Consider the following 12,591-nt stretch of genomic DNA (forward strand, 5'->3'; position numbering starts at 1 on the left):
TGATGGTTTTTGCTAAATTTAGGATATCTGATACAAATGTACACGATCTACATTCCCCGATATTATGATCACCTGCTCTCGCTACCTCGTCCTCCTGTATGGTTTGTTGTTGGTCGGGTGTGGTTCAACGACCTCCGATGCGCTTGACAAGCCCAATATTGTACTGATTTATATTGATGACCTTGGGTGGCGGGATGTTGGATTTAACGGCAGCACCTATTATGAGACGCCCAATATCGATAGCCTTGCGTCTGCCGGCATTGTGTTTACAAATGGATATGCGAACGCCCCAAACTGCGCGCCCAGCCGTGCATCCCTGATGACGGGCATGTATGCTCCGCGTCACGGTATTTATACGGTTGCTTCAGCGGCTCGTGGGAAAGCAGAAAACAGGAAAATGATTCCCGTTGAGAATGAGACAACGCTGGATCTAGATTTTGTGACGCTCGCAGAAGCTTTACAGGGGGCAGGCTATACGACGGGCCATTTTGGGAAATGGCATCTGGGCCACGAAGGCAATTTTCCTGAAGACCAGGGGTTTGATGTAAATGTCGCCGGCCATCACCGTGGCTCGCCGCCAGGGGGGCATTTTTCACCGTATAAAAATCCGACCCTTGATGATGGCCCGGAAGGAGAATACCTGACCGACCGTTTGACAGACGAAGCGCTTGCCTTTATCGAACAGTACAATGCCTCACCGTTTTTTCTCTACTTGACCCACTACGCGGTGCATACCCCGATTCAAGGGCAGGAAGATCGCACGGCAAGGTACCAGGAAAAGCCGGCAACCGATGACCAACAAAATGCAACGTATGCAGCCATGATTGAAAGTGTTGATATTGGGGTGGGCCGGGTACTTGAATCCCTGGACGCTTTGGGGTTGACAGAAAATACGCTGGTAATCTTTTATTCAGACAATGGCGGGGCTATTCAGGCAACATCCAATGCCCCATTACGCGGATACAAAGGCATGCTCTATGAAGGCGGCATTCGGGTGCCGTTGGCAATGAAATGGCCGGCAGCAATTCCAGCCGGCCAGGCAGATGATACACCGGTTATTGGCACCGACTTTTACCCCACATTTGCGCAAATTGCCGGGTTTGCGTTGCCGCAACAGAAAGACGGTGAAAGTTTACTCCCTTTGATAACCGGGGAAGGCAAACTGGGGGCACGCAATCTGCACTGGCATTTCCCTGCGTACCTGGAGAAAGCCGGCCCGATGACGGAGCCCTGGCGCACAACGCCGGCAGCTGCCATACGCAGCGGTGAGTACAAACTCATTGAGTTTTTTGAAGACAATCGCCTGGAGCTTTACAATCTTTCCACGGATCCCGGAGAATCACGCAACCTTGCAGCAGAAATGCCGGACAAAGTCGCTGCGTTACATAAAATGATGGAAGACTGGCGGATTGCAACCGATGCTGCTATGCCGACAATGAAACCGGAGTATGCTGACCTTTAATCTTAAGGGAGCCGGCGAATCCGAAGTTTGCGAAAGAGAATCGGAGCGCCTTCTGCTTCGAGGCACAGGTGCCCCATGGCCGGTGATGCGTTGTTGCCACCGGATACTTCTTCGCCATTGACCCAAAGCCTTACTTCGCCATTGATGGCGCGCACATAGTAATGATTCCATTCACCATGGCCCCGGCTCCGGTTAGATCGAGGGAAGCTGCGGACGCCATTGGGGGAGGTTGGGGGGAGGGGGGTGAGGCTTGATTGTCCTACCGGGAAAATATCGCCATTGGTTGAAAACCAGTCTGCTGTGTTACCGGATGTAGATTCATACCATGTGGTGTAGCCGTGGTCCAGCATCTGAATTTCTATGCCTTGCTTTGGCAGTTCGCCGGCTACCAGGGTATCCAGGGCTGAACGCGGGACCCAGGCAAACATACCAGAATTGCCGGCTGCCTGCTGGTGTTGCCATTCGATGACCATCTCAAAATTTTTAAACGTCTCGCGTGTACGGTACACCCCAATGGGTTCTCCGGTTGAGGCAAGGATACCGTTTTCCCAACGCCACGTATCAGCTTCACCATTAACTGGCGCAAAATCATCCGGCTCCAGGGTCTCCCAACCCGGGCTGGTGTCGTCTATATACGCCCGGTCTGTTGCAACTGGCACATCTGGTGATAAAAAGGAAAAGCCGAGGAATAAGAGGACGGCCACAAGGATCAAAAGGAAAAAAAGGTCGCGTTTCATGGGGGTGAGGGGGGTAAGAAGGCGCTTTACTAATTCATTTAGTTAGCAAAAAAGAAAAAATTTCCACCTGGCGGTTAACTATCGGAAAAAAAGTGCGATAAATACTCCTGTAGTACCATAGTAAATAGGTTGACCGTATTAATCCAGACGCAACCTGCCTACGTAAACATCACACGAACAAAAGGAAGACTTAAACCAGGTATTTAGACATGTTTGCCACAGAATTAGCCGTAACAGCCCTTGTAGCTTTCTTAGGATTGATGGCATGCATGACGTTATTGAAACCAACCAGGCGCACCTATAGATCATAAGCGATCACGCCTTTTATATATAGATAACCTCCCCCACCCGGGAGAAAGCCGGCATCAGGTAGTACACTGGTGCCGGCTTCGCTTTTTTATAGCTTTTTTTAGGGCGCATAGATCAGCTTGTCGACTAAATGGTGCGTTTGCTGCCCATCGTCGAGCTTGAGCTTGTACACATAAAGGCCGGCTGCCAATGCCGTTGGCCGGAAAGTTAGTTCGTGCTGGCCCGGTCCAAATGATTGCCCCGTTTGTTCGCTTACACGTCTGCCCAGCATGTCGAATACTTCGAAGCTTACGTTGACCGTTTGCGGCGTTTCGAAGCGGATCTGCACCTTGTCGGAGAAGGGGTTGGGGTAGTGTGGAAGCAATTTGGTGGCGTAACCCGGTGCTTCCTCATCAATACTTGTTGCCTGGATGAGGCGGAAAGTTATGCGGTTGACATTGTATCCTCCCGTTCCAAAGAACAGTTTGATGGTTTGCTCTCCTGCCGGAAGTTCGATATTCCGAATGGTAGTTGTTGCCCAATTTTGCCAGCCTCCAGTGTAGCCTACATTGGGTGTTGTCCCGAGGGCACTGCCGCCTTCAAGAGAAAGGGCAATACCGCCTCCGCCGCCTGCGTTATTTGTGGCCACCCTGAAATCAACATCATATATCCCTTGCTTTTCGATATTGACGGTGTATTTCAGCCACTCATTGTTCTCAATCCAGCCAACGTTGTAGTCAAATCCCTCCGGGTCAGTTGAGGCTTCGATGTCAACGCCGTCGTTTCTGTACTGACCGCCCGTGTTGCCTGTACCCGGTGCGCCTGTAACGGCCTTGGCATCTGTATCTCGGTATGCAAGCAGGTGGTTGCCATAATCAAAGTCTACAGCATTGATTTCACCTGGAATCGTGTGTGTTTTGAAGGGTTGGCGTTCCGTACGGAATTCCGGGTCAAAGAGTGCTTTCAACACGCCGGGGCGTACCGAGGAGGAATCAATTGCAAGGTTGGCCGCCAAATCAAACAATGCTTCCCGCGCAAAACTGGCAGATGGTTTGGTTGCATTGCCGTTCCAGTAGTCGATAATACGCTGGTAGCCCTCTGAAAAAGGCGCTGAGAGGGGGGAGGTGTGCGTATTGATTTTTTTATGCGTCCACCAGTTCCAACCGATGTTATTGCGTTCCATCAATTGGACAGTGTCGCTATACCACGGATTGCTGTTTTCACCAGATTCACCCAGCCAAAGCGGTGTTTGATGGGTATTGCGGATGTCAATCAGATATTGGATGGTGCCCTGGTCGGTTGGATTCCAATATTTGTGGAAAGCGTAGACCATGTTGTCATCAAAAGGCGGGAAGAGCTTGTCGAAGGTGGTTGCAAAGTAGTTGCCTTCGATGAACAGGATGTGGTTTTTGTCGACTTCTCGAATGGCATCGGTAAGTCTGACATACAGATTTTTTAACGCCTGTGCACCGTCGTTTATACTGTTGGGTGTTACAGGCTCGTTAATGAGGTCATACCCTATGATTTGGGTTTCATTGGCGTATCTACGCGCAATTTCGACCCAGATTTGCTCCGCCTGGTCCTGGTAAGGGACGGGCTCTGTCCAAAGCCGTGCCTCGCCATCGCTATCTGCGATGTTGTGCTCACTTTGGGCGCCAGGGAGTGCGTGCATATCGAGAATCACGTACAGGCCATAGGTTTTACACCAGGAAAGAAATTCGTCAATGAGCGCAAAGCCATCTTCGTTGAACGTTTCTGTAGCGGGATTGAACAGGATGTTGTAATGGAAGGGGAGGCGGATGTGATCAAAGCCCCACGCCGCGATCATCTCTATGTCTTTCTCAGCGACATAGTTTGCCTGGTACATTTTATAGAAAGTCTCCGTATCCGCCGGCCCAAGTACGTCCTCAATCATTTCGCGGATGGTGGTTGGTGAGCCAAACCCCGGCACGTGGAGCATGTATCCTTCAGGCATCAGCCAGCCACCCAGGCCAACACCCCGCATTAACACCGGCTCTCCATCAGGATTTACAATCTCGATGCCATCCGTCCTGAAAAAATCAGTTGAGCTTTGGGCAGATGCGGTTGAGGAAGCTGCACATAGGAGCAAAAAGATACAGCAATGCAATACGGTGCTGCACCATCTCTGGATGTGGATACGCTTTCGTAGATACATGGAAGTCTGTTCCTGGTTATTGAGTGGGTGACATCCAGTATACCCTTTTTTGTATTTGTAATCCGACCGACGCGCTCAAATTATACGAAATGATGGTTGAGCGCATCCCATGCGCCTGCCAAACAACTCAAAGCGGATCCTTGTCGCCTGAAAAGAAGGACGGTATGCGTTAGCCTGTAATTTTCCAGCCGTATTGCAGGAGGGGATGCACGTTGCCCATAAAATCAACAACTTCTTCCATAAACGCCGGCGTTTGCATGGCTTTGTCTTTTACCGGCTTTGCAATGGTAAATGACTTCCATTTCAAGTAGGGCGCAATGGGGGTATCAGCGTGTTCTTCATAGCCACGTGGCATGCGTTTAAGCTGTTCGTCGCTTTCAACCTCCAATCCAGCCTTGGCAGTCTGTTCAACCATTGCCAGGAAATCGTCCGGCTGATTTGCCATAGCCGCCCTGAACGCCCGGAGTGCGTCATTTTCGGGGTGCCAGAAGCCGGCAGCCAGGAAGCATTGACCCGGCTCGAGATGCACGTAGACACCACCGGGGCTTTTGCGCGTACCGTCACGCGATAGCACGGCCCCTGAAGCCGTTTTATAGGGCGCCTTGTTTTTTGAAAACCGGGTGTCTCTGTATATGCGAAACATGGCTTTCTTGGGTTGGGCTGTCAGTTGCAGTCCGCGGCCGGCTGCTTCGCGCGCGGCTTCGATCAGGAGGCAATGCATGGGCCATACGATTTCATCATCATAGGTGGCCTTGCGGGCTTTGAACCATTCTCGCTCGTTGTTGGCTGCGAGGTTTTTTAGAAAGGTAAACGCTGCCGGCTGAAAACCGGGAAATGGTGGAAGTTCTTCTTGCATGGACGTTCGTATATTCTAGTTATGCACATAATATACACATGTGTTGATAACCGTGCAATCTGTTTGGGAATCTTTGCCGTTTCCGAACAATTCCGGAAGCAGCTTACTTGTAGTTCCTGCCGTATTCCAGGGCCAGATAAGCCATGAAGCCGGTAGAGGTGCGCAGCACTTCCTCGTCTACATTAAAGGTAGGCGTGTGCAGGCCTCTGACAGCACCCAGGGTGTCGCTGTGAATGCCTACCCGGTAAAAAGAGCCGGGGATTTCATTCAGGTAGAAAGAGAAATCTTCGCTGGCAAACCACTTGTCGAGCTCTACGGTGTTTTCTTCGCCAACATACCGGTAGGCTGCATCGCGCAGAAAGTTGGTTGGTGTGTCGTGGTTAAATAGAGCTGGATAACCGACAACGATATTGAGGTCTACCCGTGCGCCGTGTGCGGCAGCTGTGTGTTCTACCGTGCGCTTGATTAACTCGTGCGCGTGAAAACGCCAGGTTTCGTCCATGGCCCGGAAGGTACCTTCCATCTGCACGGTTGTTGGAATCACGTTGGTTGCGCCGTCACCAATGAATTTGCCAATGGATAGAACGCTTGGGGCGTCGGGGGAGCAGTGCCGGCTGATAACACTTTGCAGCGCCACGACAATTTGAGAAGCTACATAAACGGTATCCGTATCCATCAAATGCGGGGCCGCAGCGTGACCACCCTGTCCGTGTACCGTGATGTAAATTTCATCGGCGGAAGCCATGTACATGCCATTGCGAACGCCAATTTTTCCGATCTCTAGACCTGGTTGTACGTGTTGTCCGTAGATGGTGGTAGGCGAACTGCTGTGCTGTGAGTCTGAGAGGGCACCTTCGGCAATCATGACTTTGGCGCCACCCGGTAACCGTTCTTCGCTGGGCTGAAAAAGCATTCGCACGGATCCATGCAGTTCATCCCGCATGTTGTTCAAAATCATGGCTGTGCCAAGCATTGAGGAGGTATGCACATCGTGCCCACAGGCGTGCATTTTTCCATCGTTCTGCGATCGAAAAGGCAGATCGTTTTCTTCGTGGATGGGGAGGGCGTCCATGTCGGCCCGCAGGGCGAGGGTAGGCCCGGGGTGTTTGCCGGTAATGGTTGCGACAACACCTGTTTTTGCGACACCACGTTGCATGTCGATGCCGAGGCCGGCGAGGGTGTCTGCAACGAGGTTGGCTGTTTCTACTTCTTCAAAGGCCAATTCCGGATTGGCATGGATCGTTCTCCGGAGGGTTACAACCTGGTCGAAATTTGCATCAACCAGGTCGCGAATCTTGTCCGTCATCGGTAAGCTCTTGCTTGGTACACAAAGGGGGCGGTGGTTAAAACCCAACTACAGCAGTTTCTTGCGCTTGTTGAGGTAAGCCATCAGGGCTGTGTCATAAGATTCTGCCGTATCCAGTTCGACAAAATCGATGTTGTAGCCGAGGCATTGCTTGCGAAACCGCTCGCTGAAGGCTTTTACTGCTTCAGCATAGTTTTGCTTTAGTTGCGCCGGCTGGAGAGAGATTTCCTCACACGTTTCCATATCCCGAAAAACCATAGGTACGTCAGGGAATTGGAAGTTACGTTCTGTGGCGCTTTCGAGCACGTGAAAAACAAGAATTTCGTGTCCACGGTACCGCAGGTGGCGCAGGGCTTTTAACAACGCATCGTGTTCGCCAATATTCTCGAACAGGTCGGTGACAACAACAACGAGTGAGCGGCGTGAGATCCGTTCTGCTACTTCATTCAGTACGGCGGCTGCACTGGTGCGGTTTGTTGCTTCAGGCGTCTGGTTGAGTTGCTCAAGCGTAACAAGAATTTGCCGCAGTGCACTGTGCGTACTCTTGGGCCGGATGAGGGTGTGTACCGTTTCGTCGAAGGCAATCAGGCCTGTGGCGTCGCGCTGCTTGATCATCAGATAATGTAGCGCAGCAGAAAGGTACGATCCATATTCAAGTTTCGTGAGTCCGCTCGAATGCTTGTACCGCATAGAAGGCGACGTATCGAGTACGACGTAGTGTTTGAGGTTGGTTTCTTCCTCGTATTGCTTCAAGTAGTGGCGGTCTGTTTTTGCAAACACCTTCCAGTCTACGTGCCGCAGTTCATCGCCGGGGTTGTATGGCCTGTGTTCTGCAAATTCAACCGAAAACCCGTGATAAGGGCTTTTGTGTAGTCCCGTGATGAAGCCCTCTACAATCAGGCGTGCCCGCATCTCCATGTTCTTGAGACGTGAAGCAACAACGGGGTCGAGGTAGCGGCGTGCAGTTTCTTGGGTAGCCAAAATGAAGCAATTTATATAAACAGATAGCGCAGGGGGTACGCGAAGATTAAAGGATGGGTTTCGCGTAGCTGCCCCTGCACCTCAGGAATTAAAGATGCCGGTCCTGTTTATTTGTTTGCCGCCAAAGCCTCCTGGTCTGCATCTGCAGAGACGCGAGGTGCTGAGGAAAGCAGAATCCAGCCCAAAATGCCGCTGACGAGTGAGGCTGATAGAATTGCCATTTTAGCGATCTCTAGTGTCGCAGCATCTTCAAAAGCAAGGTTGGCAATGAAAAGCGCCATTGTGAATCCGATACCGGCCAATGCCCCTGCGCCGGCAATGTGCCGCCAGGTAATACCGGTTGGCAGCTCGGCAATTTTGGTTTTGATGGCAAGCCAGGTAAGCGAAAAGATGCCGATCGGTTTGCCAATGAGGAGCCCAAGGAAAATACCCCAGAATACCATGCTGCCTCCCACGCTGCTTATCGCTTCTCCCGAGATGGCAACGCCGGCATTGGCGAGTGCAAAGATCGGCATCACACCAAAAGCAACCCAGCCGTGTAGCGCATGCTCCATCCGTTCAAGTGGGGTTTGTGCTTTTTTACTGGTTTCCTCTACATAATGAATCACTGCGCGTTGATCAGTCCCTGTACCAAGTTGATCGCGAATAGAGCGTATGAAATCCAGGCTCTTTTCGAGGAAATCTTCGGTATTCAGCTTGGTGCGGGTTGGAATGGCGGTTGCAAAAAGGACGCCGGCTACGGTCGCATGCACACCTGATTTCAGAAACGCCACCCAGGTAATAATCCCAAGGATCACATACACGGCCGTCCGATGAACACCGAAGCGATTCAAAATCAGCGCCAGGATGTATGTACCAAAACCAATAGCGAGACTGAAGAATGAAATTTTTGCGGTGTAAAATATTGCGATGACAAGTACCGCCATCAAGTCGTCTACGATAGCGAGTGCTGTAACAAATATTTTGAGTGCCAGTGGGGCACGGCTACCAAGCAGTGCCAGCACGCCAATGGCAAAGGCAATATCTGTTGCCATCGGCACGCCCCAGCCGTTGATGTCTACACCGTTCAGGTTCAACAAAACGTATATAAGGGCCGGAAGCACAGCGCCTCCTATGGCCGCGGCAATGGGTAAAGCTGCTTTTTTTCGCGTTGACAATTCTCCGCTCAGCAACTCGCGCTTGATTTCGAGGCCTACAACAAAAAAGAAAATTGCCATGAGCCCATCATTGACCCAGAGCAGCAGGGGCTTGCTTATTTCTGCAGCACCAAATCCAACGGTTACATAGGTTTTCCAGAGGGCTTCATAGGCGTCAGACAGCGCTGAATTTGCCCATATAAGCGCAACGACAGTGCTTACAATGAGGAGGATACCACTTCCTGCTTCTGTTTTGAAAAACTCCTGGAAAGGACGCAAGCTAAGTAAGTTTTGCAGCCTGGTAGATTTCATTTTAACAAGGATTGATGGATGGTGTGGGCAACAACGGTGGTATGGTTTATCCTGCCATCAGGCATCGGATCTTTTATACTGCTGATAGAGGATCTGTATATCCCGCGGCTCCCCAATAATTGTCAGGCGGTCATCGGCCTGCAATACAGAATCACCATGTGGAATCAGGATAGATCGTTCGCGCCGGATAAGCACAACAAGTGCGCTTTCTGGTAACTCAATTGTGCGCAGCATTTTGCCAATCAAGTGTTCAGATGGCGCCTCTTTTTCGATCAGTAGCGACAGGAAGCGTTCATCGCGCAACAGGATTTCTTTGAGCGATTGCTGATTATGTGCATCGCACCAATCAGATATAAACGTTTCAGAGTCAACACAAACAGCAAGCTGGGCGAGCATGCGCAGGTGTTGGCGAGCATTTTCCTCCTCGCTGATCAACATGAACAGGGCGTGTGTTGGCGGATCGTCTTTGTAAAGGATACCATCGTTGGACCGCACGATAAGCAGTTGCGGGTGCTCGATGCCCGGCAAATGCATGTGCGGCAACGCCACACCTCTTGCGATAGGCATCGGGCCAAGCTGCTTCAATTCTTTGAAATGGGTTTTTAGCTCTTCTTGCCGGTCCGGCATTTTAGCTGTGAAGACCTCTTCAAGGGTATCCATAACCGACTCAAACGACTGCTGGCCTTCTTGCAGGTCTATAACCTCGGCTTCGGCAACAACTTCTTCAAACGGATCTTCACTGCGGAGTCCTTTTTCCTTGAGGATGGAACGGAGTTCAACATCGAGGTCCTGGTACACGCGTTCGCCGAGGCGAGCAAACCAGTGGTAGATTGCGCCGTCACGCACAACGCGTTTGCGCGCATAGTAGTGGAACCAGATCAGGCAGAGGATGATGATGCCGAGCGTGAAAATAATAGCCAGCCAGCCCATCGCAACAATGAGTACCAGCGAAGCAATCATGCCGAAAATCTGCATCCAGGGATAGAGCGGTGATTCAAAGCCGGGGTCATACGCCGTGATTTTGCTTTCGCGCATCACGATGACGGCAAAATTGACAAGGATGAAGATGAACAGTTGAAACGCACTGGCAAGCTTGGCAATTCCTTCTTCGTCGAGTGCGATGATAAAGAAGATGATGAGCGCTGATGTGAGCAGGATGGCTGGAACGGGAGTCTGGAATTTGCCGAGACGCGCGAGTGTGGTTGGCACGAGGCGGTCGCGTGCCATGGCAAACGGATACCGCGATGCGGCAAGGATGCCCGCGTTACCCGTAGAGGCAAACGCAGCCGTAGCAGCAATGACAATCAGGAGCAGACTGATTTCTGGTGTTGGCCAAAACATAAACTCCTTTGTCGCGGATGCCACTGGCGTCAGGTCGGAAAACAGCGCCCCGGGTTCCATAAATGCCACGATAATGAAGATGCCCACTACATAAATTACAGTCGTTGTTGCCAGCGACAGAATCATGCCGAGGGGGATGTTGCGGTCGGGATTGTCTACTTCTTCAGCGACGCTGGCAACCTTGGTAAGGCCGGCGTACGAGACAAAAACAAAACCCACGGTGGAAAGAAGGCCGCCTACACCAAAAGGCATGAAGGGCGAAAATGTGCTCTCAAGATCAATTCCTGGCGATGGGCTCGTGAGGCCCAAGACGCCTTGTGCAATAAAGAATACCAGTACCGAGATAAGCACGGTAACGAGCACGCGCTGCAGCCCTGTTGTTTCTTTGGCGCCGAAAATATTGAAGCCCATAAAAGCGACCGTTAGCGAGATGGCTACCGGCTTAATGGGCAAATCCACGTAAATGGTCAGGTAGGCGCCAATACCGATAAGCGCAAATGCCGTTTTGAGGACAAGGGCGAGGTACGTGCCCAGGCCGCCTATCGTGCCGGCCATGGGGCCGAGTGCGCGGTCGAGGAAGTAATACGTACCGCCCGCACGGGGCATAGCTGTGCTAAGTTCTGCCTTGCTGAACATGGCCGGCAGGATAAGGATACCCGCAACGGCGTAAGCAAGTACTACGGCAGGTCCGGATTTGGCAGCTGCCAGCCCGGGGAGCAGGAAAAAACCGGAACTAATCATTGCGCCCGTACTGATGACGTATACGTCAAACAGTCCAAGCTCTTTTTTCAAGCGGTTTCCTTTGTCTTTTGACATGGGTGTCAGGGGATATACAGTTTGGTAAAAAAGGCCACAGCACTAGCTTGCTTGTGTATGGTAGTATACACGACCAGCCACGATGTAGTACTATTGGTCTGGAAAGATCCCGCACGCGTGCAGGATTGTTGAAGTTTATACATGCCCCCTTTACTGTGAACTATCAGAAGTGTCAGGAAACAACGAGCCGGCAATGGGTGGGTCTCGGTGGCGTTGGGCATCGGATTACACCAATGCGTCATCAAGTGTTGCCGGATAGAAGACGAATGGAACAGGTGCTAGCTACGTTCAGAGAGGGTGTGGCGGAGGGCAAGCCATGCTTTTTTATTACAGGACGTTCTGTGGGTCCAGGGAGACGCTATGGTAAATCTGCTATACAAAATGGTGGCAGGAAATCTCCGTGCTGCGAAAATTGAATCGGTATACGTGTTGAGCCACACGTTGTGCCCGCTAATCTAAACATTTTGGGTGGTTCTGGCAAACATATGCGGGCGATATACGTGTACGTATGCCGAAAATCGGGGAAAGCAAATTTCTTGTATTTCAATAATCGAAATTCCTTAACTTTTGGGCATGGAGCCGCAAGATCGCATTAAGGCAAAGTTGATGGATGCGAACGATCTGGATCGCACGCTTGAGCGGATGGCGAGGCAGATCGACGAACTCATCGACCCGGCTGTTAGCTCGGTAAACGATTTTGCATTGATAGGTATGCAGACCCGCGGGGTCTACCTGGCAAAGCGTTTGCAGGAAAAGATTCGCGCCATTGAGGGCGTTGAGGTGCCATTGGGCATTCTCGATGCCACCATGTACCGCGATGATTTTCGGTTGCGTTTGAAACAGCCGGCTGTACGCGCTACTGATATCCGTTTTGACATCTCTGGCAAGCACGTTGTGCTTATAGACGATGTCATGTATACGGGCCGAACAGCGCGCGCTGCCATGGATGCGCTGATAGATATGGGGCGGCCGGCTTCTGTTAAATTTCTGGTGATCGTCGACCGTGGACTCCGCGAACTACCTGTTTATGCGGACATCGTCGGACTCCAGGTACCCACTTTTCCCGGTGAAGAAGTTCGCGTGCGTCTCAATGAAATTGACAAGCGTGAAGGGGTGTGGCTCGTAGAGACTCCGCGTGCACAATTGCGAGGCACAATGGATCAATGAATCGTTCATTCTT

At 51.4% G+C, this 12,591-nt stretch carries 9 protein-coding genes; 2 read left to right on the forward strand and 7 right to left on the reverse strand.

All coding sequences use genetic code 11. From position 1 onward, the window contains the following. Positions 1 to 64 precede the first annotated feature (64 nt). Positions 65 to 1,462 (forward strand): sulfatase, encoded by a 1,398-nt coding sequence (locus AAF564_04740; protein MEM8484830.1) that lies wholly within the window; start codon positions 65 to 67, stop codon positions 1,460 to 1,462. 2 nt (positions 1,463 to 1,464) lie between these two features. Here the strand turns inward: AAF564_04740 and AAF564_04745 are convergent, their stop codons facing one another. The 7 genes from AAF564_04745 to AAF564_04775 all read right to left on the reverse strand — a co-directional run bounded on the left by AAF564_04745 (position 1,465) and on the right by AAF564_04775 (position 11,411). Next, on the reverse strand, positions 1,465 to 2,199 hold the full coding sequence (locus AAF564_04745; GenBank protein MEM8484831.1) for a DUF1080 domain-containing protein: 735 nt from the start codon (positions 2,197 to 2,199) through the stop codon (positions 1,465 to 1,467). A gap of 409 nt (positions 2,200 to 2,608) precedes the next feature. Then, positions 2,609 to 4,663 carry a cellulase family glycosylhydrolase gene (locus AAF564_04750; protein ID MEM8484832.1) on the reverse strand — a complete coding sequence of 685 codons (2,055 nt, stop codon included), beginning with the start codon at positions 4,661 to 4,663 and terminating at the stop codon, positions 2,609 to 2,611. Between the two features lie 169 nt (positions 4,664 to 4,832). After that, positions 4,833 to 5,519 carry a DUF2461 domain-containing protein gene (locus AAF564_04755; protein ID MEM8484833.1) on the reverse strand — a complete coding sequence of 229 codons (687 nt, stop codon included), beginning with the start codon at positions 5,517 to 5,519 and terminating at the stop codon, positions 4,833 to 4,835. 103 nt (positions 5,520 to 5,622) lie between these two features. Next, a complete protein-coding gene (locus tag AAF564_04760; protein MEM8484834.1) occupies positions 5,623 to 6,825 on the reverse strand; it encodes a M20 family metallopeptidase in 1,203 nt (400 codons plus the stop codon). Positions 6,826 to 6,873: 48 nt separating this feature from the next. Continuing rightward, complete coding sequence (locus tag AAF564_04765) at positions 6,874 to 7,743, reverse strand: DUF58 domain-containing protein (GenBank protein MEM8484835.1); 870 nt, start codon at positions 7,741 to 7,743, stop codon at positions 6,874 to 6,876. A gap of 170 nt (positions 7,744 to 7,913) precedes the next feature. Next, entirely contained in the window at positions 7,914 to 9,254 is a 1,341-nt protein-coding gene (gene nhaA, locus AAF564_04770; protein MEM8484836.1) for a Na+/H+ antiporter NhaA, read from the reverse strand. Positions 9,255 to 9,311: 57 nt separating this feature from the next. Then, positions 9,312 to 11,411, reverse strand: a complete 2,100-nt coding sequence (locus AAF564_04775; GenBank protein ID MEM8484837.1) for an amino acid permease — start codon at positions 11,409 to 11,411, stop codon at positions 9,312 to 9,314. 573 nt (positions 11,412 to 11,984) lie between these two features. Between AAF564_04775 and pyrR the strand changes: the two genes are divergently transcribed. After that, a complete protein-coding gene (gene pyrR / locus AAF564_04780) occupies positions 11,985 to 12,578 on the forward strand; it encodes a bifunctional pyr operon transcriptional regulator/uracil phosphoribosyltransferase PyrR (GenBank protein MEM8484838.1) in 594 nt (197 codons plus the stop codon). Positions 12,579 to 12,591: the final 13 nt, after the last annotated feature.

The sequence above is a fragment of the Bacteroidota bacterium genome (assembly GCA_039111535.1).
Classification (GTDB): Bacteria; Bacteroidota; Rhodothermia; order Rhodothermales; family JAHQVL01; genus JBCCIM01.